Annotated in this window: 27 protein-coding genes and 5 tRNA genes; 13 read left to right on the top strand and 19 right to left on the bottom strand. The window is 35.5% G+C overall.

All coding sequences use genetic code 11. The features are described 5' to 3' along the window. The 3 genes from dacB to pepE form a co-directional block, all read right to left on the bottom strand. Positions 1 to 1374, bottom strand: a complete 1374-nt coding sequence (gene dacB, locus SFA27_RS09630) for a D-alanyl-D-alanine carboxypeptidase/D-alanyl-D-alanine-endopeptidase (protein ID WP_407297913.1) — start codon at positions 1372 to 1374, stop codon at positions 1 to 3. Between the two features lie 95 nt (positions 1375 to 1469). Then, positions 1470 to 2321 (bottom strand): hypothetical protein, encoded by an 852-nt coding sequence (locus tag SFA27_RS09625; protein ID WP_407297912.1) that lies wholly within the window; start codon positions 2319 to 2321, stop codon positions 1470 to 1472. Further along, entirely contained in the window at positions 2321 to 3013 is a 693-nt protein-coding gene (gene pepE / locus SFA27_RS09620; protein WP_407297911.1) for a dipeptidase PepE, read from the bottom strand. Before pepE ends, SFA27_RS09625 begins: the two co-directional genes overlap by 1 nt. A 195-nt stretch (positions 3014 to 3208) precedes the next feature. Between pepE and SFA27_RS09615 the strand changes: the two genes are divergently transcribed. Continuing rightward, on the top strand, positions 3209 to 3745 hold the full coding sequence (locus tag SFA27_RS09615) for a hypothetical protein (protein ID WP_264517741.1): 537 nt from the start codon (positions 3209 to 3211) through the stop codon (positions 3743 to 3745). A 190-nt stretch (positions 3746 to 3935) separates the two neighbouring features. Here the strand turns inward: SFA27_RS09615 and SFA27_RS09610 are convergent, their stop codons facing one another. Continuing rightward, positions 3936 to 4424: a YdeI/OmpD-associated family protein gene (locus tag SFA27_RS09610; RefSeq protein WP_047374244.1), complete on the bottom strand. Its 489-nt coding sequence runs from the start codon at positions 4422 to 4424 to the stop codon at positions 3936 to 3938. Between the two features lie 257 nt (positions 4425 to 4681). On the opposite strand from SFA27_RS09610, the gene fsa reads away from it, so the two are divergent. After that, positions 4682 to 5335: a fructose-6-phosphate aldolase gene (fsa, locus tag SFA27_RS09605; protein WP_047374243.1), complete on the top strand. Its 654-nt coding sequence runs from the start codon at positions 4682 to 4684 to the stop codon at positions 5333 to 5335. 57 nt (positions 5336 to 5392) lie between these two features. Here the strand turns inward: fsa and SFA27_RS09600 are convergent, their stop codons facing one another. The 5 genes from SFA27_RS09600 to SFA27_RS09580 form a co-directional block, all read right to left on the bottom strand. Further along, positions 5393 to 6259, bottom strand: coding sequence for a GLPGLI family protein (locus SFA27_RS09600; RefSeq protein ID WP_047374242.1), 867 nt, complete (start codon positions 6257 to 6259; stop codon positions 5393 to 5395). Positions 6260 to 6279: 20 nt separating this feature from the next. Beyond that, on the bottom strand, positions 6280 to 6846 hold the full coding sequence (locus SFA27_RS09595; RefSeq protein ID WP_407297910.1) for a sugar O-acetyltransferase: 567 nt from the start codon (positions 6844 to 6846) through the stop codon (positions 6280 to 6282). A 95-nt stretch (positions 6847 to 6941) separates the two neighbouring features. Beyond that, entirely contained in the window at positions 6942 to 7832 is an 891-nt protein-coding gene (locus SFA27_RS09590; RefSeq protein ID WP_264517739.1) for a GLPGLI family protein, read from the bottom strand. Between the two features lie 57 nt (positions 7833 to 7889). After that, positions 7890 to 9755: a M56 family metallopeptidase gene (locus tag SFA27_RS09585; protein ID WP_407297909.1), complete on the bottom strand. Its 1866-nt coding sequence runs from the start codon at positions 9753 to 9755 to the stop codon at positions 7890 to 7892. An 11-nt stretch (positions 9756 to 9766) separates the two neighbouring features. Then, on the bottom strand, positions 9767 to 10132 hold the full coding sequence (locus tag SFA27_RS09580; protein ID WP_047374233.1) for a BlaI/MecI/CopY family transcriptional regulator: 366 nt from the start codon (positions 10130 to 10132) through the stop codon (positions 9767 to 9769). Between the two features lie 334 nt (positions 10133 to 10466). Here SFA27_RS09580 and SFA27_RS09575 point away from each other — a divergent pair, with 334 nt between their 5' ends. Next, the gene (locus SFA27_RS09575; RefSeq protein ID WP_264517737.1) at positions 10467 to 11048 is read left to right on the top strand and encodes a hypothetical protein; all 582 of its coding nucleotides are present in this window, start codon (positions 10467 to 10469) and stop codon (positions 11046 to 11048) included. A 350-nt stretch (positions 11049 to 11398) separates the two neighbouring features. Here the strand turns inward: SFA27_RS09575 and SFA27_RS09570 are convergent, their stop codons facing one another. Then, the gene (locus SFA27_RS09570; RefSeq protein WP_407297908.1) at positions 11399 to 11845 is read right to left on the bottom strand and encodes a GNAT family N-acetyltransferase; all 447 of its coding nucleotides are present in this window, start codon (positions 11843 to 11845) and stop codon (positions 11399 to 11401) included. A gap of 171 nt (positions 11846 to 12016) precedes the next feature. On the opposite strand from SFA27_RS09570, the gene SFA27_RS09565 reads away from it, so the two are divergent. Further along, positions 12017 to 12730 carry a 2OG-Fe(II) oxygenase gene (locus SFA27_RS09565; protein WP_264517735.1) on the top strand — a complete coding sequence of 238 codons (714 nt, stop codon included), beginning with the start codon at positions 12017 to 12019 and terminating at the stop codon, positions 12728 to 12730. Positions 12731 to 12759: 29 nt separating this feature from the next. Beyond that, entirely contained in the window at positions 12760 to 13014 is a 255-nt protein-coding gene (locus SFA27_RS09560; protein WP_047374224.1) for an Ada metal-binding domain-containing protein, read from the top strand. Between the two features lie 82 nt (positions 13015 to 13096). Here the strand turns inward: SFA27_RS09560 and SFA27_RS09555 are convergent. The 5 genes from SFA27_RS09555 to SFA27_RS09535 all read right to left on the bottom strand — a co-directional run bounded on the left by SFA27_RS09555 (position 13097) and on the right by SFA27_RS09535 (position 13613). After that, positions 13097 to 13169: transfer RNA gene (locus SFA27_RS09555), tRNA-Met, on the bottom strand. Between the two features lie 38 nt (positions 13170 to 13207). Beyond that, a tRNA-Met gene (locus SFA27_RS09550) sits at positions 13208 to 13280 on the bottom strand. A 38-nt stretch (positions 13281 to 13318) separates the two neighbouring features. Further along, positions 13319 to 13391, bottom strand: a tRNA-Met gene (locus tag SFA27_RS09545). A 38-nt stretch (positions 13392 to 13429) separates the two neighbouring features. Continuing rightward, positions 13430 to 13502, bottom strand: a tRNA-Met gene (locus SFA27_RS09540). Between the two features lie 38 nt (positions 13503 to 13540). Beyond that, positions 13541 to 13613 (bottom strand) — tRNA-Met (locus SFA27_RS09535). 101 nt (positions 13614 to 13714) lie between these two features. Here SFA27_RS09535 and SFA27_RS09530 point away from each other — a divergent pair. The 8 genes from SFA27_RS09530 (at position 13715) to SFA27_RS09495 (ending at position 20774) form a co-directional block, all read left to right on the top strand. Next, a complete protein-coding gene (locus tag SFA27_RS09530; protein WP_034696488.1) occupies positions 13715 to 14326 on the top strand; it encodes an L-threonylcarbamoyladenylate synthase in 612 nt (203 codons plus the stop codon). Positions 14327 to 14365: 39 nt separating this feature from the next. Beyond that, complete coding sequence (locus tag SFA27_RS09525) at positions 14366 to 15067, top strand: CPBP family intramembrane glutamic endopeptidase (RefSeq protein WP_407297907.1); 702 nt, start codon at positions 14366 to 14368, stop codon at positions 15065 to 15067. Positions 15068 to 15071: 4 nt separating this feature from the next. Further along, the gene (yaaA, locus tag SFA27_RS09520) at positions 15072 to 15830 is read left to right on the top strand and encodes a peroxide stress protein YaaA (protein WP_149832477.1); all 759 of its coding nucleotides are present in this window, start codon (positions 15072 to 15074) and stop codon (positions 15828 to 15830) included. After that, positions 15831 to 16679: a peptide chain release factor N(5)-glutamine methyltransferase gene (gene prmC / locus SFA27_RS09515; RefSeq protein ID WP_407297906.1), complete on the top strand. Its 849-nt coding sequence runs from the start codon at positions 15831 to 15833 to the stop codon at positions 16677 to 16679. A gap of 27 nt (positions 16680 to 16706) precedes the next feature. Further along, positions 16707 to 17729, top strand: a complete 1023-nt coding sequence (locus SFA27_RS09510) for a serine hydrolase domain-containing protein (RefSeq protein WP_407297905.1) — start codon at positions 16707 to 16709, stop codon at positions 17727 to 17729. Positions 17730 to 17734: 5 nt separating this feature from the next. Next, complete coding sequence (locus SFA27_RS09505) at positions 17735 to 18094, top strand: DUF4180 domain-containing protein (RefSeq protein WP_047377456.1); 360 nt, start codon at positions 17735 to 17737, stop codon at positions 18092 to 18094. A gap of 558 nt (positions 18095 to 18652) precedes the next feature. Further along, the gene (locus tag SFA27_RS09500; protein WP_047377457.1) at positions 18653 to 19225 is read left to right on the top strand and encodes a hypothetical protein; all 573 of its coding nucleotides are present in this window, start codon (positions 18653 to 18655) and stop codon (positions 19223 to 19225) included. A 7-nt stretch (positions 19226 to 19232) separates the two neighbouring features. After that, positions 19233 to 20774, top strand: a complete 1542-nt coding sequence (locus tag SFA27_RS09495) for a lectin-like domain-containing protein (protein WP_407297904.1) — start codon at positions 19233 to 19235, stop codon at positions 20772 to 20774. A gap of 25 nt (positions 20775 to 20799) precedes the next feature. Here the strand turns inward: SFA27_RS09495 and SFA27_RS09490 are convergent, their stop codons facing one another. From SFA27_RS09490 to SFA27_RS09475, 4 genes are all read right to left on the bottom strand, one after another. Next, positions 20800 to 21789 carry an NAD-dependent epimerase/dehydratase family protein gene (locus SFA27_RS09490; RefSeq protein ID WP_407297903.1) on the bottom strand — a complete coding sequence of 330 codons (990 nt, stop codon included), beginning with the start codon at positions 21787 to 21789 and terminating at the stop codon, positions 20800 to 20802. Next, complete coding sequence (locus tag SFA27_RS09485) at positions 21786 to 22571, bottom strand: SDR family NAD(P)-dependent oxidoreductase (protein WP_047377459.1); 786 nt, start codon at positions 22569 to 22571, stop codon at positions 21786 to 21788. Before SFA27_RS09485 ends, SFA27_RS09490 begins: the two co-directional genes overlap by 4 nt. 159 nt (positions 22572 to 22730) lie before the next feature. Next, positions 22731 to 23819, bottom strand: coding sequence for an AraC family transcriptional regulator (locus tag SFA27_RS09480; protein ID WP_047377461.1), 1089 nt, complete (start codon positions 23817 to 23819; stop codon positions 22731 to 22733). A gap of 31 nt (positions 23820 to 23850) precedes the next feature. Next, positions 23851 to 24504: a rhomboid family intramembrane serine protease gene (locus SFA27_RS09475; protein ID WP_047377462.1), complete on the bottom strand. Its 654-nt coding sequence runs from the start codon at positions 24502 to 24504 to the stop codon at positions 23851 to 23853. Between the last annotated feature and the right edge of the window lie 4 nt (positions 24505 to 24508).

The raw sequence follows: 24508 nt of genomic DNA, 5'->3' as shown, positions 1-24508 counted from the left end.
TTATTTTAAAACATTCAGAATTTTCTGTAGTTCTGCATTTCCACTTCCTTGGTAGTTGTTGATAATGATCGAAAATACATACTTTTTGCCATCTTTTGCGGTGTGGTATCCTGCAAAAGATTTGGTATCTCTCATCGTTCCGCTTTTCATCTTCATTCCATTTTCCTGTACCGGGAATCCATCATAGTACGCTTCAAACCAGGATTGTTTTTTAGCATATAAAAGTGCCTGTACTTCAGCTTTTGCCGCCACATAATTTTGTGGTGAAAGTCCGCTTCCGTCTGCGAAATTGATCATATTAGGATTGATTCCTTTTGATTTCCAGAATTCTTTCAGATAGGTTACCCCGCTTTTAAAACTTGGATTTCCTTTTTTCTCTTTTCCTAAGGTCTTAATCAATGTTTCTCCATACAGATTGATGCTTTTCCTTAAAAACCAATAGACAATCTTATCCAGAGTCGGAGACTGATAAGTCAAAAGAATATTATTTTTGGGTGCTTCCAATACCTGCTTTCCTTCTATTTCAAGCTGTGAATTTGTAATTGCTTTTCCTGAAATCTCAATTCCCGATTCTTTCAGCCATTGCTTTACTTCTGCTGCCAGCTGTAAAGGTGGATTAGGAGTAGAACCGGAAACTGTAACCGTTTTTCCTGCTGGAAGCATCCCGTTAATTAACGCTACATCAGAATGAGGTGCGGTGAAGATAAGACTCTGATCAGAACTGCCACCAGCTTTCAGATCATTCAGCCATTTCACTCCTTCCAAAGGATAAGAAAAGTTTTTAAAATCTGTTCCGTTAATATTGATGTCAAACTGGTTTTCTTTCCAGTTGATTCCCCAGACACCCGCTCCGTAATAATTTCCAAGATCATCCCACGGCCAGCCTCCGGGAATCGTCTGATGGTCAAAATAAGAATCATCAATCACCAGATCTCCTGATATTTTTGTAATTCCTGAATTTTTAATTGCCTCAATCAGCTTCTTTTTAAAATTTTCAGGTTTATAGGAATCATACCTCCAGCTTCCCAGGGTAGGATCACCATTGGAACTGATGAAAAGGTTTCCGTTCAGCGTTCCTCCGGATATGTTTCCGGAATAGCTTGAAGTGGTTGTAAAAGTATAATTTTTACCTAAAGTTTCCAGTGCGGCACCAGCGGTAAAAATTTTCTGTGTAGAAGCAGTAGAAAGCCCTTTACTTCCCTGATACTCGTATATGAAGTTGCCATTTTCATCTGAAACATAAAATGATAAGCTGGAAGAAACCGTTCCTGAAGAATCCATAAGATCCTTAGTTACTTTATCTAGTTTCTGTGCAATATTCTGCGCAGCAACCATCTGTACAGAGAGTGTGAGAACAGCAAATGTTTTTTTCATTAAATTGTTTATTTGGGTCTAAATCAAATATTCATATACAGTTCACAACCCGTATATGAACCTTTTTTATTGTTTAAAATTCTAATCAAATATAGTTAAAATAAAAACTTTTCATATTCTCTGAGGTCATCGGAACTGAAAAGAATCTGATGGTCAGGAGATTTTTCAAACGACCGGTCATGTTTAAAATATTTCTCGTAGTCATCTTCATCTATGAAAATGTCCATCTGACATTCTTTTATATAGTTTGATTTTTCTCCGTAATCTTCAATAAAATATCCGGAATCATTCCACGACTCATTATGACAACGCAGACAATTTCTTTGATGCACAGCCTTATATCCACATATTTCGCAATCCTGTAAGTCTTGAAATAATGTTGAAATTTCACTTCTTCTGTCTTCCGGAAAAAACGAAAGAGGAATTGTTTTTAAAAGCAGATAATAATTAGGCTCCTGCCATGAAAAATAAAATTCTTCTTCTTGATTAGTATAAAGACATAATTTCTGAAGGTCATATTCAACCTCGGCTTTGATAATATTTTTAATATTCAGAACTGTGTTATTATTTCTTCTGATATTCTGTTTGTTATTAATTTCAATAACAGGCTGCTGTTCCAGAAAATGGCTCAAGCATAATGTTGTCTGCCAGGAACCTATTGTTCTTATTTTACCTTCACTCCCACAGATTTCACAAGTCTTCACAGATAATTCTGAATATTTGTCTTTGATAATTTTAAGCTTGTTATTAAGTGCTTCATCCTCAGAATACGTGTAGCACCTCAACCCACCGAATTTTTCCTTTCCAAAAACACGGTGTTCCCTATTCCAGCCTGCAATGGCAAATTCAAAGAGCAGTTTCCGGATCAGGCTATCCCATCCGGTACTGTTTACTGAAAAATTGGTCAGATTACGTTCTACAAAATGATTAATTTCTTCTTTGTTCATTAAAGAGTACTTCCTGCTTCTATTTCGTAAGGTTCTTTACCTTTCTCAAAAATTCTTGTCAGTTCACTTCCTTCTACTGTAATTGAATCTGCTGTTCTTCTGATCCAGTTTCCTTCTCTAAGGCCTACTACTTTAATATCGTTTTGGGTAAGGAACTCCTGAATACGGGTTTCTCTGGTTTCTCCATTATGCTTCAAATCCGGGTTAGGATCAAGATAGTGCGGATTGATATTGAAAGGAACCAGCCCCATACAGTCAAAACTTGGAGGATATACGATCGGCATGTCATTCGTCGTTTTCATATTCTGACCTCCAATATTACTTCCTGCACTGCATCCAAGATATGCTTTTCCTCCTGATACATTTTCTTTTAAAACAGACATCAACCCTTCTTCATGTAATGTTTTAACCAATAAAAAGGTATTTCCACCACCGGTAAAGTATCCTTTTGCCTGATGAATGGCTTCTTTTTTATCTTCAAATTCATGAAGTCCTTTTACTTTTATATCAATGGTTTCAAAGAAAGAACGTGCTTTTGCTGTATAATCATCATGAGAAATTCCGCCTGGTCTTGCGAAAGGAATAAACACAATTTCGTCAACTCCTTTATAGAGTTGGATTAATTCTTCTCTTAAGTATTCCAGATATTCTCCACCAAAAAGAGTGGATGTTGAAGCTAATATGATATTCATACCACGAAATTATATGTATTAATAAAAAATGAATGACAAAGATAACCTCAAAGATGAACGAATCAAAAATTAAACTAAAAAAAACACGTTTCCCGTTAATATTTTCTAAAAAACCTTAAAGCTTCTAAAATTTAAGATTTTATGGAATTATTATTGAATTTTAGATTTCCGAATTTAAAATATAAGATTATGAAAATGAGTACAATTAATAGTAGAAATCTATTTTTAGGTTTGATACTGGCAGGAAGTGTAAGTCTTGTAAACGCGCAAACGACTCAACCGGAAACTTCGGCAGCAACGAGTCAAACAAGCAATCCAACAATTGATGGTCTTAAAAAACAGATTGAGGCCAATCCAAAGGATACTGAATCCTTAGCAAAATTAGCAGCAGCTTATCAGGAAGCATCAGACTGGCCGAATGCCATCGATACCTGGAAGAAAATCTCTGCTTTATTACCGGACTGGGCTCCATCATATTACAGTCAGGCTTATGCTTATCAGTCTGCAAAAGATGATGCCAATGCAAAACTGGCTTATGAAAAGTATATTGCAACCGTAAAACCGGAAGAGGTAGAGCAAAATAAGAAAAATCTGGCCTATGCCTATTTCTATATTGCCTTTGCAGAACAACAGACAGATCCTAATAAGGCGAAAGAACATATTGCCAAATCTTTACAGTATGACCCTAGCAATCAGGACGCCGTGAAGCTTAGCAAAGCTTTAAATTCTTAGTAAAAAAAGAAAATGCCGGAAAAATTTTCCGGCATTTTTTGTTTATATCTAACTTAATTTAACGCAAAGATTTATTTACCATTTATTTTAAGGGAGCTAAGAAATGCAACATTGTCGCTGAAAAAGCTTTATGGAGAATGCACTTCCTTGAAAAATACTGAATAATACTATTTACTCTAACTCTTCTTCTTTATTCAATCATCTTTCCAAAAAAATCTGTTTCACCATGCAAATGCCTGATGATTTTCTCAATATTCCGCTGGATGCTGGCTTCGGTTTTTAAATTGTTGATATAGCGAACCAGTTCGAGCCTTCTTGAAGGAATCAGATTTTCGAAATTTTCTGTTGCCAGAGGACTTTCTTTAATTGCTTTTTCCAGATGGGGATGAATAGAAATACTTCTGTCTGAATCATCATATTCCAATACAACGTCAATAATTTCTCCAATTCTCTTCGGGGAATTTTTCAACATTATGAGGTTGACATACAGCCTCCATTCTCCCAGATATTTCATCAGGTTTTGTTTAAATTCCTTTCCGTTCACTGTTCCTTTTACCGGAATCGGACTTTTATTTCTTCCTGATTCATCAAAAATCCTCTCCAAAATCTCTTCCGGAACAAATACAAAAGGATTAATCCCGATGATTTCCAATGTGGCTGTAAAACTGTTGCTTTTCATGGAGAATATATTAGGTGTTAGGTGTTAGGTGTTAGGTGTTAGGTGTTAGGTGTTAGTACAAAATTAACTATTTGGTTTAAGATCAGCATAAAATTTATTTTTTTCATCCTCTATAACGCTCCCACTCTCTCACCCTCAATGCCCCCTCTCACTCTATCACTCTCAAACCCTCAAACTCTACCACCCCGTAACTCAAAATTCATATCCCAGAACCCAATTAATTCCCTATCTTTGTATCAATAAATCTATTTAACAAAATGAAATTTTTTATTGACACAGCTAATTTAGAGCAAATCAAGGAAGCGAGAGATCTTGGAATTTTAGATGGTGTAACAACCAATCCTTCGTTAATGGCAAAGGAAGGTATCCAGGGGGCTGAAGCAATCAAAAACCATTACAAAACGATCTGCGAACTTGTAGACGGAGATATTTCTGCGGAAGTTCTTTCTACAACGTATGAAGAAATGATTAAAGAAGGAGACGAGTTGGCTGCTATTCACCCTAATATCGTTGTAAAGATTCCAATGATTAAAGACGGAATCAAAGCTTTAAAATATTTTTCTGATAAAGGAATCAAAACTAACTGTACATTGATCTTCTCTGCAGGCCAGGCACTTTTGGCAGCAAAAGCAGGAGCTACTTATGTATCTCCATTCTTAGGAAGATTGGATGACATTTCTACAGACGGTCTTAACCTTATTCAGGAAATCAGATTGATTTTCGATAATTATATGTTTGAAACTGAAATTTTAGCAGCTTCTATCCGTCACTCAATGCATATCATTGACTGTGCTAAAATCGGAGCGGATGTTATTACATCTCCACTGCCTCCGATCTTGAGCTTACTAAAGCACCCACTTACAGACAGCGGATTGGCTCAGTTCATTGCAGATTCTCAGAAATTAGCATAATAACTGATTCTTATTCAGATATAAAAAATCCCGGAACAATGTTTCGGGATTTTATTTTTATTTCAGCAGATCCAGCTCAAGAATATTATTTTGCTTTTTCAGATCATTCTTCCTTTTTATTTCTTTCTCTTTTTGTGCTTTATCTGCAGGAATCAATTTCCCTGACTCATCTATTTCCTGCATTTCAATGCCCTGAGCCAGCATCTGTTTTTCACTTTTCATAGGATCGGCAAGGTAGTCTTTAAAAGCTTTTTTATATTTTGTTTCATTCACTGTAACGAGAGCATTAAATCGTTCTTTTTCTTTGGTACTTTTCCATTCATAGCCTTCAGGAAGTTTTTTATTTCCTTTTAATTCAAATGAATGGGTATGGGAAGCGTCTTCAAGCTTTACAATTAATCCTGGAAGTCCATGAAATTTATATGGACCATCTTGAATGGGGAGATCTGTTGTAAACCAGGCTGTCCATTTTCTTCCGGCGAAATTACATATTGCTTTTTGTACTTTAAATCCACCAATCTCTGCTTTATCTGAATATATTTTCCATTCTTGTTTTCTGCCATCCTGTATCATATATTCATCAGCAGCAAGATTATTGAAAAAATTCACTGCATAATCCGGATACATTTTTTCAACACTATAGTTTATTTTACCTTTGAATTTGATCCCTGAAAAATCTAATTCTTTAACTCCCATCTGCAGCTGTTTTTCCATAGCAGATGTCATAAGGGAATCTGACTCAAAAGAATCTTTACTGTAAAATTTTGAACCTTTTGATGCAACATCTAAAAGCATAATTTCAACTTCCGGTTTATCTTTAGCCGTAGAATCCAGGGTATATTTGTATTCATACATAAATCTTTGATTCTGGGCACAAGTGGTTACAGCCAAAATAAGACTCAATAAAATGATCAGTTTTCTCATGGTTAGTTGGATATAGTTTTTTAATTCTGTTCTGTAATTTTTTTAACAACTTTACACGGATTTCCCACTGCAACTACATCATCCGGAATATCTTTTGTAACAACACTTCCTGCACCAATCACCGAGTTATTTCCGATAGAAACTCCGGGAAGCACAACAACATTTCCGCCCAGCCAAACATTATCTCCTACTTTGATCGGATGCGCATATTCAAGACCTTCGTTTCTTTGTTTAGCATCAAGCGGATGGCCTGCTGTATAAAAACTACAATTGGGACCTATAAAGACATTATCACCAAATTCTACTCTGGCACAATCTAAAATAACAAGGTTATGATTGGCATAGAAGTTCTCTCCTGCTTTGATATTGTATCCGTAATCACACCAGAAATTAGGCTCTATACAGATATTTTCTTTTATATTTCCAATTATTCTCCCGAGCAGTTCATATCTCCTTTCTGCATCTGAGTTTTTCAATCCGTTATATTCCTGGCACAGATCTTTGCAGGCAATACGTTCCTGAATCAGCTCATTGTCATAATTAGCATTGTATAAAAGTCCTGCTGCACACTTTTCCTTTTCTGTCATAATATGGAATTTTAAGTCCCGGATAAAGATACATAATACAAAAAAAATACAGTAAGATTATGATAACCTTACTGCATTTAATTCAATAGAAACTGCTACTTATAAAGCTCCGGTTCTATTTTATTGTTATTTTTTAACTGGTCTTCTTTTGCCCTTTTTTCGATATTCCTGTACATTTCATTGACATCAATACTTTTTCCGTCCTGATTTTTCATCTGTACCACAGCTCCTGCAGGAAGAGTACTCATGGTTTGTTTCATATCTTTTGTAGGATCAGTAAGATAATCTTTCCATGCTTTTTTAAACTGCTTTTTGTTGATCTCTATTTCTTTTCCTCCTAAGCCAATGGTAGTAAGACCCGGTATTTGGACATCTTCTTCTGATGCAGCTTCCGTTTTCTTGTTACCGATTAAAGTCATGATATGGGATCCTGTTTTATCTTCAATTTTAACGATAAGCCCTGGAAGTCCATAAAATTTATAAGGACCATCCTGAAACGGGATATCTGTAGAAAACCATGCAATCCAGCTTCTTCCTCCGTAATTTGTGGTGGCTTTCTGGGTATTATACTCTCCAATTTTTTGTTTTTCGGGAAGAATTTTCCATTCAGGTTTTTGGTCTTCCGGCATTTTATACGTTGTATTTCCAATGTTTTCAGAAAATGAAACCCTATAATCCGGGTATTTCTTTGTGACCGTTGAAAAAGTTGTTCCCGGCTTTATATTTCTCTTGATGTTAATACTGCCTCCGAATCCTCCTTTCATCTGCTTGGCAATATCAGCTTTCATTGTTGAATCAGAAACAAACTTTTCGCGGCTGTAATATTTGGATCCATTTTTATCAATATCCAAAAGCATAACATCGCTTTTCACGTCTGCTTTATTGGTAGAATCAGAAATATATTTATAGTCATAAAAGAATCTGTTCACCTGTGCATTCACAGTCACGCTTAAAAATGCTAATAAAATCAAATATTTTTTTCCCATAATCTATTTTAATAAAAAGGCTTTGCCAAACTGATATTGACAAAGCCTGATGGAACTTTATTTCTTTGTCTCGATTCTTACTTCTCCCTGCTTAAAATCACCTTTTTTCTGAGTATTTACATTGACTTTCGAGATCTTATTTGTATCTAATGAATTTACATCATCTTTAGAAACTTCTCTCCCATCAATATAATACTTGTATTTTGCATCATCAGTACCACTGATGCTAAAATTTTTCACCCCGTTCATTGCGATATTTCCGTTGCCGTCTTTTTTGATAAAATCAGCATTCATTACGATAACATCTGGTGAACCACTGCTAATTTTAACAAAAGTTCTGTCTTTAAAATTAATTGATCTTTTTTCAGCTTCCGCACGGGCTTTTTCAACGTCTCTTCGGATTCTGTCTCCATCAATTCTGATTCTTTCTCCTTCTGCTCTGGCTCTGTCGCCTTCCATTCTTGCTTTTTCTCCTTCTACTCTGGCTTTAGCGGCTTCTTTCAGTGCTTTTTTAGCTTCAGCCATTGCTTTACGTACTTCTTCTTTTTCCTGAGCGCTTAAATCTTTATAATTAACAATTCTATTTGTTTTAAAATAGGCTATTTTCGGTGCTTTTGGCGCTTCAGGCGGTACTGGAGGAAGTACTATTTTTCCTATTTTTGCAGCCTCTCTTCCCGCTTTTTTTGCAGCCCTTTCTATTTTACGAAGCTCTTTTTTACTAAGAGGTTCCATATTCTCAAGCTCCTTCATCTGATTTTTCCATTCCGCAGAATTGAAATACTGATCAACTTCAACTTTTGAGGCAATTTCTCCTATCTCTGACGCCAGATTGCTTATTTCTTCAATTTTATCACTGAAGAGATCACTTTCCGGATCCAACCCTTTCAGTTCTTTCTCTTTTTCTTTTATCTTATTCTCAAGCTCAGCCAATTTTGTATCATCTTCCGGAGAGAGAGGTTTCTGATCTGTAATTTTTCCCTGAACAGATTTTTCAGGTCTTACCGTATCTTTTTTAATTTCCGAAACCGCTTCTTTAATGGAAAGATTGGTTTCTTCAATTTCTTTGTTCTTCGCATTTACCAGATAAGCAAAAGCTACGGTAAATAACACCGGCAATGCAAGAATTCTTCGCGCATATCCGAACTTGGTTTTTGGTTTTTGTAACATTTTAAGTCTTTTTTTAAGGTTTGAACTTAGAAACGGACTGGCAGCAGGCAACTGTGTTCCGGAAAAGTAGCTTGCTAAAAGCATCTGCGCAAATGCTTTGGTGTCCGATTGTTGTACGGCTTTTTTATCAGCCAGGTACTCGTGGATGAGATTAATTTCTTTTTTGATGATATGAAAAAACGGATTGAACCAGAAAACAGAAGTAATAATCTCAATAAAAATTTTATCAAAGGAATGTTTCTGTTCAATATGTACCATCTCATGCTTTAAAATCTGTTTTCCGATATCAGAATGCAATGTGATGGCATTCTTCCAGAAAAGGTTTTTAAAGTATGAAAACGGAGCTTCACTAAGGTCTGTACGGTAAAAGTTGATCCCGTCAAAACTTTCTTTCTGAAACTGTTTTTTAAACTGCTGGATTTTGAAAATCCCATAGATAAGTTTCCCTAAAAAATAGAGAGAAACCAGTCCCAGAGCTGAAAAAATAATGTTAAAATAAAGGTTACCATTGTCTATGTTTTTTTGTGTGTTAAAATTCTGAATCTTGTCAAGAAGCATATACATATCATTATTTACCTCTATCGTAAAATCATCTACTGTGATGAGTGGCAGCAAAAGTGATATCATGATTGCGGCCAACAGATAAAATCTGTTATAATGATGGAATGTCTTGTCTTTTAAAGACAACTGATAGTACAAGAATGTTACACCCGAACATAAAATTGTTTTCCCAAAGTATAAAAGTATTGTTTCCATAGGTATAGGTACTAGTCTTTCTTTTTAAGTTCATCCAATAACATCTCAAGATCTTCTACAGTCATTTCGTTTTTTTCTACCAGAAATGAAACGGCACTTTTGTAGGAGCCTTTAAAATAGTTTTTCACAAGACTTTTCATAGTTTTCCCTGAGTACTGTTCTTTTGAAACAAGCGGAAAATACTCATGCTGTCTTCCGTGTACACGATAGTCTACAAATTCTTTGTCTTTCAATACTTTTAAAATGGTAGAAACCGTATTGGTATGCGGTTTAGGGTCCGGAAAAAGATCAAGAACATCCTTTAGGAATCCTTTTTCTATTTTCCATAAATACTGCATTACCTGCTCCTCTGCTTTTGTTAAAGTCTGAATTTTCATATCCTGCTTATTTGTCAATTATCGTGATATAAGTCATCCAATTTTATATCACTAAGAAATTAGTTATACAAATGTAGAAATAAAAATGAACCAAACAACTATTTTTTTAGTGATAAACATAAGTAAAAACATAATCATTTGAAAATCAATGATATAAAATTAGTTAAAATATATTAAATTTTTAAAGGAGTGAAATCTTCATCTGCTTAATCCACAGAAAAAGATTCATTTCAAGTATAAATTCTTAAAACTTGTTAAATTTTATTAAATAAAATTAAAATGGATTTGTTTTAAACGGGAAATTATATTTATTTTAGTGCTTTAAAAATTTCTCATGAAAAGATATAATTTATTGATTGTACTATTACTGCTTATTTTTAACGTTACTACAGCACAAAAGAAGGGTTCTCCTGCTGCTGATCTCAGCATATTAAAGGATACAAAATCAAAAATCGAAGCTACCGTTCCATTGGTTATTCAGCATCTTCAGACGATCTCCACAAAAGAAGGGGATAATAATATTGTGAATAACGGGAAAATTGCTTTAGGTAAAGAATATGGTATTTTGGAATCTGAGTGGTTTTTATACAGAAACAATATGAAAAACTGTATCCTGAATAATTCTTCTAAAAAAGCTAAGAAATGTATGGAATACCATAACAATATGCTAAGAGGTACAATGATCAACTACAACAATTATATTACCAACCTTACAAGAAAGAACGGATATCTGGGTGTAGAAGGTGATACTAAATTTGATTTCAAACCTGCTGATATTGCTACAAAATTGAGCGAAGCTTACTTCAATGCCAACGATGCTGCAGGAAGAATGAAGGCGGATCAGAAAAGAGACTTTTTGGGACAGACAATGTCTGATGACAACAAGCTTACTCCTTACGCTCAACTGGCACAATAATATCTAAAACATATTAAAAACATAAAAAAGAGAACTGCAATTGCAGTTCTCTTTTTATTTAAAAGCAAAAAATCTCCGCCGGAAAAAGCAGTTTTGTGGTACTAATCATAAAACCCTTGGGGAAAAAGTAGAAAATGAGGCAGAGATTTTTTTGCATACACTCTACAGATCAACTGTCCTACCCATGATCTGTAAGAGCTTTACAAAAATAGTACTATGGCCTCTTCTGTTAACAAAATGCCTGTAGAATTAAACGTGCACAACTGTAGAACTAATACTACTTTTAAGAAAAGAAGCTGAATGTTTCCCACTCCCGGCCTACAGCCAAAAATTACCCTTCGCTTTTGCGCCTATTTCCACCAATGATAGTAATTGTGCAACCCATCATACTCAAATCCACAACGCGGGTACAACGTATTTCCAATGTCATTTGTTTTTTCTGTTTCAAGCATCAATCCGCATGCTCCTGTTTCTTCGCACCATTGTTTACTGCGGTCAATTAATGCTACAGAAAGACCTTTCCCTCTGTAATCCGGATGAACAAACAGATCGCTTAGCAGCCATTGCTTCTGTAGTTTGGTATAATGAAACAGCTTATAAAGCTGAACAAATCCTACAGCTCTTCCTTCAGCCATCACAAGAAAGATATCTGATTCACTGTTTAAAAACCGTTCTTTGAGAAAAGCTTTTCCTTTTTCAATATCTGGTTCCTGTCTGTAAAAAACACGGTAAAGGCTGAATAATTCTGCCGTTTCATCAAGATCCTCAAGGCTAGCCTTTTTAATAATGTAATTCATAGTTATACTTATTTATTAACAGCACAAAAGTAGCCTTAAACAGGACCAGTCACATAATCCAGATTAATATTATACTAATAGTCCAGAAGATTCATTCTGAAGATAATACCGCATGTTTCGGATTTTCTTATTCTGAACAACTTCGGATTTTTGTAGTATAAAATAAAACCAATGACAGACATCATCCATAAAATCAAAAATTCAGATTGGCAGCACCTTACGGAAACAATGCATGAAAACGGATATGCAGTAATTTCTAATCTGCTATCAGAGGACGAATGCGAAATATTAAAATCAAACTATGACAATTCCGCTCTTTACCGAAAAACGGTTATCATGGCCAGACATCGTTTTGGCCTTGGTGAATATAAATATTTTGATTATCCGCTGCATGAAATTATTCAGACCATACGAACAGGTATTTATCCATATCTGGCTCCTATTGCCAACTCTTGGTTTAAAGCCCTACATATTGACACTCAATTTCCCTTAGATCATCAGGAATTTTTACAACAATGTCATACTAATGGCCAGCAAAAAGCTACTGTTTTAATTTTGAAATATAAAGAAGGTGGTTTTAATACTTTACACCAGGATTTATATGGTGATATGTATTTTCCTATCCAAATCGTATTAATGCTCAGCGAACCTGACAAAGACTTTACAGGTGGAGAGTTTGTACTCACTCAGCAAATCCCGAGGGCACAGTCAAAAGCTATTGTTTTAAAACCTAAAAAAGGAGATGTACTCATTTTCACTACTCAATTTAAGCCCGAAAAAGGAACCAAAGGATACTACAGAGTCAATATGAAGCATGGAATAAGTGAAGTTCAGACAGGAAACCGATATGCTTTGGGAATTATTTTCCATGATGCAACCAATTGATTATTAAATTTTACTCAAACATATACATCATGATTCAGCATTCTCAGATATCAACTGAAAACCTTAGAAGCAAAATCCATAACAGAGACATTCGTTTCGGGGGAAATATGAAACTGAAGATTTATGGATTGCTTGGTTGTAGTTCAGGAAAAAGAATGAAACTAGAAAACAGAATTTTCTTTAAGGATGAAAAAGAGGCATTACAAAACAATTACCGCCCCTGTGGACATTGTATGAAAGAAGCATATAAAAAATGGAAGGAGGGAATATTGATGTCAAGGTAATTCAAATTTCTTGCGAACTATACTTTGTCTGCAGTCAGTGAAAATAAAAAAGAGAAGCAATAGTATTGCTTCTCTCGTTTAGTAGCGGGAACCGGACTCGAACCGATGACCTTCGGGTTATGAGCCCGACGAGCTACCTACTGCTCCATCCCGCGGTGTATTTTTAGAGTGCTTACCGAAAGCACTTGCTTAGTAGCGGGAACCGGACTCGAACCGATGACCTTCGGGTTATGAGCCCGACGAGCTACCTACTGCTCCATCCCGCGGTGTATTTTTAGAGTGCTTACCGAAAGCACTTGCTTAGTAGCGGGAACCGGACTCGAACCGATGACCTTCGGGTTATGAGCCCGACGAGCTACCTACTGCTCCATCCCGCGGTGTATTTTTAGAGTGCTTACCGAAAGCACTTGCTTAGTAGCGGGAACCGGACTCGAACCGATGACCTTCGGGTTATGAGCCCGACGAGCTACCTACTGCTCCATCCCGCGGTGTATTTTTAGAGTGTTTACCGAAAACACTTACTTAGTAGCGGGAACCGGACTCGAACCGATGACCTTCGGGTTATGAGCCCGACGAGCTACCTACTGCTCCATCCCGCGATATTGGATTGCAAAGGTACGAATATTTTTCACAAATCCTAATTTTTCTTTTAAATAAAGGACTTTTATGAAAACTATTTTATTATTTGTATCTTTGTTTTATGGCAAAAATATTAAAAATTTATCCAGACAACCCACAGGAAAATCTTGTGAATGAGGTTATTAAAACATTAAATAATGGCGGGCTGATTATCTATCCTTCTGATACGATATATGCTTTAGGCTGTAATATTTTTGATATAAAAGCCATGGAAAAACTGGCTCAGCTCAAAAAAATGAAGCTTGAGAAGTCAAAATTCTCGATTATCTGTAATGATCTCAGCCATCTTTCCGACTTTACAAGACCTATTGACACTTCAGTTTTCAGATTTCTGAAAAGTCATCTTCCCGGACCATTTACTTTTATCCTTGAAGCGAACAAAAGTTTGCCTTTGGCGTATAAAGGTCATAAAACAATTGGTATCCGTGTTCCGGATCACCCGATTCCTCAGCTGATCGTTGAAAAATTAGGACACCCTATTGCTTCCACTTCCATTAAAGATGATGATGAAATCATTGAATATTCTACCGATCCGGAGCTGATCGCAGAGAAATATGACCATCTGGTAGATATTGTGATTGATTCTGGATATGGAGATAATGTGGCATCCACTATTGTAGACCTTACTTCCGGAGAACCGGAGATTATCCGTCAGGGAAAAGGAATTATTTAATTCAAAATATAAAGTTCAAGGTTTACGGTTATTTGGGTTATGGGAATTAATGGGAAATATTCTATAGGAATTTTACTCACTTTCGTGCTTTTGGTTGCAGCAATGCTTTATTCTTTCCCGGTTATCACTCTGATTACAGGAATAAGAGGAATTACTGCAGACAGCTTTTTTCTCAGTAGGATTGTGATCTGGATCGTTTTGATCATTATATTTCTGTACAATATATTAGTTGAAAAAGGTTCATTTTTACTAAAAAAAGAAACTTCGTATTCTATCCTGTTTTATAGTAAGGCTGTTTTGAGCTTATATTTTATCTGCATGATTGGTGGAACAATTCTGAATGCAATAATCCTTTTTTTTATCCCTGAAAAAATAAGTGATAAACTTCTTAACCTTGTACCTATTTTTAAAAATAATTACTTTTTAATTATTTTCATGTGCCTTACAGCTGCTATTGTAGAAGAGTTCCTGATGCGCGGTTATATACAGCCCAGGATTGAAAAAATCTATAATAATCCAACTGCAGGAATTATTATTTCAGCCGTTTTATTTGGAATTCTGCACAGCACATACGGTACCATAGGCCAGGTTCTCGGACCTTTCTTTATTGGAATTGTTTTTGCCCTGTTTTATAAACGCTATTCAAATATTAAAATTCTGATCATCTGCCATTTTATGATTGATTTTATTTCTCTGATGGCTCTGAACTTTATGAATATTAAACATTTATCTGTATTTTAACATTATGAAAATTATAACATCTCCTGCAAAATTAATGAACGTGGAAAACTCAACAGACCTGTTGAAATCTTCTACTCCCAGATTCATTGAAGAAGCAGCATTTATACAGTCTTATTTAAAAGAAAAATCTCCAAAATATCTTTCCGAACTGATGGAAATATCACCCAAACTGGCTGATGAAAACTGGGAAAGAAATCAAAAATGGAAATCCAAACCTACTGCAAAGGAATCTGCTCCGGCCATGTTTGCTTTTACAGGAGAAGTGTATAGAGGACTGGATGCCAAAACTCTGGATAAAAATGCTGTAGACTACCTGCAGAAAAACTACAGAATGCTTTCCGGACTTTACGGCCTGCTGAAACCATCTGATAAAGTAATGCTTTACAGACTTGAAATGGGGCGTCCTTTTGAGTTTGAACAATACAAAAACCTGTATGGATTCTGGAGAGAAAAGATTACAGAACAATTGAATTCTGAAATGAAAAAAGGAGAAATACTTCTTCACCTTGCCAGCAATGAATACGGGAAAGTAATCGACAGAAAAAAACTGAACCATAAAGTGATCGATTTTGATTTTTATGAATTAAAAGACGGAAAACTGAAAACTATTGTTGTGTACACCAAGCATGCAAGAGGTCTTGTGGTAAGATTCTGTGCTGAGACTAACGCCAAGACACTTGAAGATGTAAAAGCGTTCAACTATGAAGGTTACAGAATTGATGAAGAAAAGTCTACGGATACTAAACTGGTTTTTACAAGATAAATGACAATTTCAGCATTTAAAAAATATTTCAAAACAGAACTTTCCGATCTTTATACTGAATCGGAAAGTGTCTTTTTATCTTCTCTATTCATCCATCAGATAGTAGGTTTCGATCATTTTCAGCAAAGAAGATTTTCTGAACAGGAACTTCTGACAGATGATGAAGAAAAACTTGACCACCTGATTTCAGAACTCAAAACCGGAAGACCTTATCAGCAGATTCTTGGTGAAACTGAATTTTATGGCATGAAGTTCTTTGTAGATGAAAATGTACTGATTCCCCGCCCTGAAACGGAAGAGCTGCTTGAGATTGCCATCAGAGAGATTCAAAGTTTAAAGTTTAAGGTTCAAGGTTTAAAAATTCTGGATATCGGAACAGGAAGTGGCGTGATTCCTTTGGTTTTAAAGAAACATTTTCCTGGAGCTGAAGTCTCATCAGTAGATTTTTCTGAAAAAGCATTGAAGACCGCCCAAAGAAATGCAGATTATCATCAGCTGGAAATACACTTCATTCATGCTGATTATCTCAATTCTGAGCTGATGGAAAGCTATGATATCATTATTTCAAATCCTCCTTATATAGGCATTGAGGAAGAGATTGAAATTGCAGACTCTGTGAAAGAATTTGAGCCTAAAATGGCCCTTTTCTCCCCTACTGCCGATGCATTGATCTTTTACAAAAAAATAGCAGAAGATGCTAAAAGGTGCCTGAATGAAAATGGACTTTTGTTCTTAGAAATCAATCAGAAATTAGGCCCGGAAACCCTGGAACTGTATCAATATTTCTCTAATGTTCAATTATTGAAGGATTTATCTGAAAATGACAGGTTTATTTACGGAAGGAAATAAGTAATTTTGTTTCCAGACACCTAACTTATGAAAACTTTGATTTGGAATACCTTCATAGGTATTTCGCTGATTCTACAATTAGCATCCTGCAAACAGCATCCACAGGATATTGTGAATGAATACTACAGGAAAGGAGAATTTAGCGGCTCTGTTCTGATCGTGAAAAACGGCCGGGTTGTATGTGATACAGCTCTGGGATTCCGTAATATTGAAAAAGGGCTCCAATCTGATAAAAACACCTCTTTTTATATTGCTTCTCTCAGCAAATCTTTTACTGCTGCAGCGATTATAATTTTAGAGCAAAAAGGTCTGCTGAGGCTAGATGATAAGGCTTCTCAGTTCATTGAACTTCCTGAATATGCTAAAAACATCACTATCAGACAGCTTTTGCATCATACATCGGGAATCAGAGACTATGAGAATTTATTTTCGAAAAAAGGATTGACTAATCAGGAAGTGATTGAATGGCTGTTTAGTCTTAAAAATCTTGATTTCGAGCCAGACAGCAGATTTAAATACAGCAACAGCGGATATATCATTCTTTCTCAGATTATTGAAAAGGTTTCTAGAAAATCTTATGGTGCTTTGATCAATGAACAGATTATCACCCCTTTGAAGATGCCCCATACTTATGTATATGAATCTTCTACAACTATTCAAAATAAAGCATTAGGGTATAATGAACAGAAGAAACCTGATGATTATTCAATCTTAACAACGGGGGACGGCGGAATCTATTCTACTCCCGGAGATCTGTATAAATTTGATCAGGCCCTGCGGAATTATACCCTGATCAGTAAAGAAAATACAGTTCTTATGTATACTCCTGCAAAACTATCAGGCGGTCAGATTTCAAACTACGGATTTGCCTGGTTTACAGAAAATGAAAAGGGTGGAAAAACTGCAATGCATACAGGGGGGCTGAATGGCTTCAAAGCTTTATTCTGGAGAGACCTTCAGCACAACAGCTGTATTATAGCACTTACCAATCAAGGGGAAACATTTCCTTTGGGGAACTTTTTAAATGATATTAAAAAAACAATTCAATAAAGAAAATGACTATTCAATCTCACGAAATTAATACGATAAAAATTGCAGAAGTTATTGCTGATGATATTATTATCCAATCTGCACAGGACGGACTGGATCTCATGGGGAATGTTTATTATCAAGGTTTTGATAAAGTCATCCTTTATGAAAAAAACATCACTCCTGAATTTTTCGATTTAAAAACAAAAATAGCAGGTGAAATTCTCCAAAAATTCTCCAACTATCGTATTGCACTGGCCATTGTAGGAGATTTCGACAAATATGAAAGTAAGAGCCTGAAGGATTTCATTTTTGAAAGTAACAAAACAAAACACGTAAATTTTCTGAAATCGCTTGAAAATGCGTTAAACAATTTATCAAAATAAATTCTTTTTCAGATAATTACGTCCACAAACATATCGCTTAGTGTATTTTTAACATGAATGTTTTTTTACAAAACAGCATGTTAAAAAAAAATACAGTGATTGAATGTTAAAAATAATCTGTTTATATTACCATATTCGCAAATAAAATAATTCAACAAGCAATGATTTAACCAATAAATAAAGTTAAATTAAAATTAATCTCATAAAACACACATAATAAGTAGATTATTCGTATATTTGCAAAAACACAAAGGATTATGATTATTACTATTCTAAAAGCTTATTATAAATAAGGCTACTTAAACTCAATTCTCTTTTTTGCTCTTTCAGATAAAGCATAGATGGATCTCTATGACACATATTTGTTGTATCTGTTATTTTGGGAACCTAAGGTCTCCTCGTACTATTCTATATAGTATAATTCATTGTTTGAATTCATTGTTTGAATGAATTGCAAGAGTATTTATTTCCAGTAAATTAAGCAGGCAGAAAAGTATTTTCATAAAACACAACACAAAAAAACATACAATACACAGATTAAAAATTATTAGAAACATCATGATTAAAAAATTATTTCTACCAATCGTTTTAGTAAGTTCTTCTTTTTATGCGCAGATAGGGATTAATACATCAATGCCAGACGAAAGCGCCATCCTGGATGTTTACAGTCAAAACAAAGGAATGCTGATACCAAGACTAACTACTGCAAAAAGAGATGCTATTTCCAATCCTGCCAACTCACTTCTTATTTATGATACTGATAAGAAATGTTTAAGCCAGAATATTGGAACACCTACCAAACCAGATTGGCTTTGTATCAGTAGTAATGCAGTAAAAATGTTTTATATGCCGAGTGTTTCTTTTGACACTTCCACCAATGCCAACGGCCGAACCAAAGATTTATATACACTCTATAAAACTCAGTTTGGTTCTCCAAAAGCGAAAAGTACCAGCGCTCCAGCCGCGATTCCTTTTTTCCCGTCAAGCAAAGATCTTTACTATTATGTGACTGATGCTGACCCTAATGTATTCAGTAATATTTCTATTTCTGATGATGGCGTAATGACGTATGATGTAAAAGCTGCAGCCACAGACTGTTCTTTTATTAATATTGTTTTTGTTGTTAAATAACTGAGCGATGATAAAAAATACCTCAGTTTTACAATACAAAAGGCTTTTGTTTATTTTTTTATTATGCATTTTCTCTCAGAATAGTAAAGCACAGAATGAACAGGGAACCGGCTATCCTTATTTTGTAAACTTCACACAGGGATTACAGCCTCAGGAAGCCTATAAAGTAGCAACCAGTGGAGTCCAGAATGACGCCACTTTTACTACAGATGGATTACGGCTTACCCGAAGTGTAAATAATATTTCGGGAGGAGTGATACTTGCTGATAAAATATTCAAAAGTGATCAGGGAATCAAATTCGAGTTTGAATTTGCTATTTATGGGGGAAACACCAACGGAGGAGACGGTATTTCTATATTCTTAGTTGACGGATCTATCCCTAAGGAACAGCTTAATCTCGGATATTTTGGTGGAGGATTAGGCTATAGCTTTGTACGTGGAGGTGAGTCTACAGAAGGGCTTAGAGGAGCCTATCTTGGGATAGGTCTGGATGAATACGGAAATTTTAAAACCAGCTTTAACCAGGGTGAAAGAGTCAGAAATGGAATTTTTGGCGTAGGATTAGCCGATGGGCGAAGCAATGTTTCTTTAAGAGGTAAACGTGGAAACCAATACCTTTCTTCAGCTGAACCTGCAGGATACAATGGTTATCCATTGCTTTACAGTACAGCTACTAATGCATTACCTTCCAGCAATAACAGATCTGCTTATCTGGATACAGCAACCGGAAAATACATAGGTATTAAAAATACAACTCTTCAGCAATTCAGCATTGAAAGTGGGGGAACTACTTTTGCTCTCAATGAAAATGATGCAAGATTCCGTAAAGCATATGTTACATTAGTACCCAATCCGGCTGGTGGTTACAATATAACCCTGGAAATACAACACGGAACGGTAAAAGAAACAGTGATTGATAATTATTATTATCCAACCTCTCTGAAATATACAGAAACTACAATATCCAACAGTACGGTAAGAACTCTGGATACTTCAGCTCCTTCAACTTTCAGAATTGGATTTGCGGCTTCTACAGGAGCTGCTAAAAATATACATTTATTAAGAAACCTAGGGGTTACAAGACCTTATGCAGCTGAAGTAACAGATGATTTGTTTGCAGGATGCCCGGGGGTAAAGTCAATTTATTACCCCTTGCTTAATGATGCGGCTTATTCTTCAGCAAACGGTCAAAACCCGCCAACACTTTCCTACAATAACCTTGATTTTAATTCATTCCGTTTTTTGGATAACAATGGAGCTGTTATTCCGAATATAACTGGTGGTGTTTACACTAACAGTCAAGGAACATGGACGTATTTCCCTACCACCGGAGCGCTTTCTTTCAGACCTGCGGTAGGATTCACAGGAGTGGCCAAAATACAATATGATATTAAAGGCGGTGGTAGCAATGGTACTGAAGCTCCTTATAATAAGGAAGAATACAGGTCATTGCCTGCACTGGTACAGGTTAATATTTCAAATGCAAATAACTGCAGCAAAGCCTGCGTTGTTTCCAATAAAAATGTAACTCAAAAAATAACAAGATAATTTGATAAAAAACCAGCTTTTACTTTTAAAGGCTGGTTTTTTTATTATTAATGGGATTTTCAATAAAATACTGAAGAGCATCTCTGATTGCTTTATCAACGGGTTGATATTGAATTCCCAACTCTTCTACTGATTTCTGATTGGAATAATAATTACAGATCTGCAGTGCCTTCATATTCGATGTACTGAGGTTTGTTTTTATGTTTAATTTTCTCAAGCCATCACCTATCAATCCAAAGAAACTCAAAACTCTGTTTGGAATGGCCACCATGATTGGATTCTGATCGGTAATCCGGTTTACTTTCTTAAAAAATTCCTTATAGCTCAAGTTTTCATTGGCTAAAAGATATTTTTCACCATTTCTTCCTTTTTCAATAGCATTTAATATTCCGTTGGCTGCATCTTCTGCATGTACAAAGTTCTTCCCTCCTTTCGGATAGAAAATCAGTTTCTTTTTCCAGGCCCAGAAGATAATTTTCCCGGAACTCGGTTTACTGTCATAGGCTCCAATCATAAATGTTGGATTAACAATAATAACGTCTGTATTTTTACGGTTCTTTAAAAGATAATCTTCAGCTTCCAGTTTACTTTGTGCATACAATGAATGGGTAAAAGGATAACGCTGCGGAGCTTTTTCACTTCCCCAAAAAGCCGTATTCCCATGCCCTAAGGTGTTTGCCGTACTTACAAACAAAAACTTTTTTACATTCATTAATTCTGCATGAGTAAACAGATTTACGGTTGTCTCATAATTCACTTTTCTATATTCATCATAGTGGATGAGATTCTGACGTGTTTCCGCAGCAATATGAATGATACAGTCAACTTCTTTGAGTAATAATGAGAGATTGGATGAAAGATCTGCTTCCATTAGTTTCAGATTCTCGTTTTCTTCGCCCAGCCAGCCGCTTTTCTTGCGCACCAGAGCAATAACAGAATAACCATTTTGTAATAATTTAATAATAACATTAGTTCCCAGAAGCCCTGTCGCTCCGGTTACACATACTTTTTTCATGCTTCGATCTCTCTTTTTATAGCCTGGGTCATCAACGGAAGTTTGATCCATATGGGTAAAATTTTCATCATCAGCCAGCTGATTGGGTTCACCATAATTACGGAATCTTTTTTAAACAGCTGACGGATACAGTATGATGCTACTTTATCTGGGTTTAAAAGTGTCAATCTTCCTATAAAACCTTGTTTTTCTATTCTTTTACAGACATCTGTATTAGTTTTCATCGCACCTGGATTCACAACGCTTACAAAGACATTGGTATCTTTCAACTCTTCATGCAGTCCTCTGGAAAATGAATGGATAAAGCTTTTGGAAGCAGGATATACGGTTTTAAAACCTATGGGAGAAAAGGCAGCCATACTGGATACATTTAAAATATAGGCTTTGGGCTGTTTCAAAAGATTGGGAAGCAGCTGATGGGTAATCAGAGAAGTTGCCGTTACATTGACCTGCAGAATGGTATTGATATAATGCGGAGATGCTTCTGTGAATTTTTTAGTTCCCCCAAGCCCCGCATTGTTAATCAGAATATGAATCTCAAAAGAACGGTTAAGCCATTCTGTGAGCCTCATGACATTGTCATTAACAGAAAGATCTGTTTCATAGTAGTGAACTTTTACATCATACAACTCTTGCAGTTCCTGAGAAAACTCTTTGAGCTTCTGATCCGGAAGGCTTACAAGAATAACATTGATCTTTTTCCTGGCCAGATTTTCAGCAAATGATTTACCCAGTCCCTGGCTTGCTCCTGTGACTACAGCATATGATTCCTTGCTATCCATATTTTTAAATTTTATGGTACAAAGCTATCATGAAACACATCCTTAAATGTTCCGGATTATCTGAACGAACTGATTTTCGGGAAAGAAAAAGAAAATACACAAAACACTACTAATCAATATTATAATCCAATAAAAAAGTAAAACTTTATAAACCTGAACTTATTTTTTAAATTCAGAAGGGGTCTGCCCTGTTACCTTTTTAAACGTAGTATTAAATGAGGTCTTGGAATTGAATCCGGATTCGTATGCAATCCCCAGAATTGATAATTTACTGTCTGATTTCTTCAGAAGCTTTTGGGCATATTCTACTCTGAATTCATTCACATATTGGAAGAAATTCTTTCCAAAGCCTGTATTGATGACATAAGACAGATGATGGGTAGAAACAGACAGCATTTCAGCCAGCCGGATCAGATTAAGTTCACTGTCAAGATAGGGTTTCTGGGTTTCCATAAGTCCTTCAAGTGAGGTTTTAATCTTCATTAATTCTTCATCAGAGATTAGTTTTCTCTTTATTTCTTCTGAATCGGAATCTTCATTGATAGAGATCAGCTCTTCTCTCTGTTTTTCTTCTAAAGGATAGATTTCCCTTTGTTTCAAAGAGTAATATCCCACACAGTAAATAACAGATAAAAAGACAGCATTAATAAAGAAATTCAATGACTTGGGATCATAGAACAGATTGTATATCACGTAGATGATATTCACAATAAGAAGTACCAGAATGATATATTCAAGCCAATTCAGATTGATTCCTTCGGTATTGGAAGAAAACTGCTGGATCTTCCGCTGGTGCTTTCTGATGGTAATATAAGAAAGTCCGGTATAGAACAGTGCCTGAATCAGGATCAAAATGACACTCAGATATTCAAACGGTGCGGCATATCCCGATTTGATCAATATAAGACACAACAGAAAAGCCGCCGGAAGTAATAAAAACTTCAGATCAGTGATTTTAAAGGTAAAAGAAGGATTGGTAAAAAACAGCACACTAAAGTAAAAAACAATAGGTGTGAAAAACTGAATAAACCTTACCCAAAACAGGGAATGAAACTCAACCGTGGTACCTGTGATAAGAAACAAAACCTCATCCAGCCAAAAGGTAGACCACAGAAAAAGAAATATACCAAACCAGAAATTGGCTTTATGGTTTACTTTTAAAGGATTGGCGAGCTTCAGCAAAGAAAGCAAAACCAATGAACCATAGATAAGTATCACGATGAAACTGTTTAACTCTGATGTGTTCATTGGTTTTAATATTTTAATTAAAAATAGTCTTTTATCCTATTCGTTTCCTTACAAAAATTTCATATCCCAGATAAATTAATGGAAGAGACATGATTCCAATATAAATTCCGTTTTGCATGGCATGTTCCGGTGCATTTATCACAGCATATATTAATCCCAGAAAAGCTCCTCCCAAATGAGCTGCATGTCCGATATTATCGTGTGCTCTCGGATTCAGCATCATATAAACAGAATAACCAAAATAGACCAGCCCGAAAATGTATCCGGGAATGCCAATCGGAATAAAGAAGAGATAGATTTTGAGATCAGGAATCAGTGCTATGGAAGCAAAAAGAATTCCTGAAACACCACCACTCGCTCCTACCGCAGAGTACCAGGGCTGCTTTTGATAGATGTATAATGACAGGAAGTTTCCCAGCAATATGGCTCCCAGATATACAATGATAAATCCTATATTCCCAAAGCCCTGAATAACAATAGGTGCAAAGAAATATAATGTCAGCATATTGAATACCAGATGCATGATATCAGCATGTAAAAATCCTGATGAAAGCAAACGGATATATTCTTTTTTATGAAGAATAGCGCCAACACTAAATTTATATTTTTCAGTAATAGCAGGATTATTAAAAGCTATGAAGCTTATAATAGCCGTAATTGCAATAAATAATATTAAAATATTCATTTCT

This window comes from Chryseobacterium sp. HR92, from assembly GCF_045689405.1.
In the GTDB taxonomy this organism is placed as follows: Bacteria; Bacteroidota; Bacteroidia; order Flavobacteriales; family Weeksellaceae; genus Chryseobacterium; species Chryseobacterium viscerum_A.
This window is presented reverse-complemented; position numbering and strand designations above follow the sequence as displayed.

Coding starts and splice junctions, on each gene's coding strand:
- dacB (WP_407297913.1), bottom strand. CDS start 1,374: ATGAAAAAAACATTTGCTGTTCTCACACTCTCTGTACAGATGGTTGCT.
- SFA27_RS09625 (WP_407297912.1), bottom strand. CDS start 2,321: ATGAACAAAGAAGAAATTAATCATTTTGTAGAACGTAATCTGACCAAT.
- pepE (WP_407297911.1), bottom strand. CDS start 3,013: ATGAATATCATATTAGCTTCAACATCCACTCTTTTTGGTGGAGAATAT.
- SFA27_RS09615 (WP_264517741.1), top strand. CDS start 3,209: ATGAGTACAATTAATAGTAGAAATCTATTTTTAGGTTTGATACTGGCA.
- SFA27_RS09610 (WP_047374244.1), bottom strand. CDS start 4,424: ATGAAAAGCAACAGTTTTACAGCCACATTGGAAATCATCGGGATTAAT.
- fsa (WP_047374243.1), top strand. CDS start 4,682: ATGAAATTTTTTATTGACACAGCTAATTTAGAGCAAATCAAGGAAGCG.
- SFA27_RS09600 (WP_047374242.1), bottom strand. CDS start 6,259: ATGAGAAAACTGATCATTTTATTGAGTCTTATTTTGGCTGTAACCACT.
- SFA27_RS09595 (WP_407297910.1), bottom strand. CDS start 6,846: ATGACAGAAAAGGAAAAGTGTGCAGCAGGACTTTTATACAATGCTAAT.
- SFA27_RS09590 (WP_264517739.1), bottom strand. CDS start 7,832: ATGGGAAAAAAATATTTGATTTTATTAGCATTTTTAAGCGTGACTGTG.
- SFA27_RS09585 (WP_407297909.1), bottom strand. CDS start 9,755: ATGGAAACAATACTTTTATACTTTGGGAAAACAATTTTATGTTCGGGT.
- SFA27_RS09580 (WP_047374233.1), bottom strand. CDS start 10,132: ATGAAAATTCAGACTTTAACAAAAGCAGAGGAGCAGGTAATGCAGTAT.
- SFA27_RS09575 (WP_264517737.1), top strand. CDS start 10,467: ATGAAAAGATATAATTTATTGATTGTACTATTACTGCTTATTTTTAAC.
- SFA27_RS09570 (WP_407297908.1), bottom strand. CDS start 11,845: ATGAATTACATTATTAAAAAGGCTAGCCTTGAGGATCTTGATGAAACG.
- SFA27_RS09565 (WP_264517735.1), top strand. CDS start 12,017: ATGACAGACATCATCCATAAAATCAAAAATTCAGATTGGCAGCACCTT.
- SFA27_RS09560 (WP_047374224.1), top strand. CDS start 12,760: ATGATTCAGCATTCTCAGATATCAACTGAAAACCTTAGAAGCAAAATC.
- SFA27_RS09530 (WP_034696488.1), top strand. CDS start 13,715: ATGGCAAAAATATTAAAAATTTATCCAGACAACCCACAGGAAAATCTT.
- SFA27_RS09525 (WP_407297907.1), top strand. CDS start 14,366: ATGGGAATTAATGGGAAATATTCTATAGGAATTTTACTCACTTTCGTG.
- yaaA (WP_149832477.1), top strand. CDS start 15,072: ATGAAAATTATAACATCTCCTGCAAAATTAATGAACGTGGAAAACTCA.
- prmC (WP_407297906.1), top strand. CDS start 15,831: ATGACAATTTCAGCATTTAAAAAATATTTCAAAACAGAACTTTCCGAT.
- SFA27_RS09510 (WP_407297905.1), top strand. CDS start 16,707: ATGAAAACTTTGATTTGGAATACCTTCATAGGTATTTCGCTGATTCTA.
- SFA27_RS09505 (WP_047377456.1), top strand. CDS start 17,735: ATGACTATTCAATCTCACGAAATTAATACGATAAAAATTGCAGAAGTT.
- SFA27_RS09500 (WP_047377457.1), top strand. CDS start 18,653: ATGATTAAAAAATTATTTCTACCAATCGTTTTAGTAAGTTCTTCTTTT.
- SFA27_RS09495 (WP_407297904.1), top strand. CDS start 19,233: ATGATAAAAAATACCTCAGTTTTACAATACAAAAGGCTTTTGTTTATT.
- SFA27_RS09490 (WP_407297903.1), bottom strand. CDS start 21,789: ATGAAAAAAGTATGTGTAACCGGAGCGACAGGGCTTCTGGGAACTAAT.
- SFA27_RS09485 (WP_047377459.1), bottom strand. CDS start 22,571: ATGGATAGCAAGGAATCATATGCTGTAGTCACAGGAGCAAGCCAGGGA.
- SFA27_RS09480 (WP_047377461.1), bottom strand. CDS start 23,819: ATGAACACATCAGAGTTAAACAGTTTCATCGTGATACTTATCTATGGT.
- SFA27_RS09475 (WP_047377462.1), bottom strand. CDS start 24,504: ATGAATATTTTAATATTATTTATTGCAATTACGGCTATTATAAGCTTC.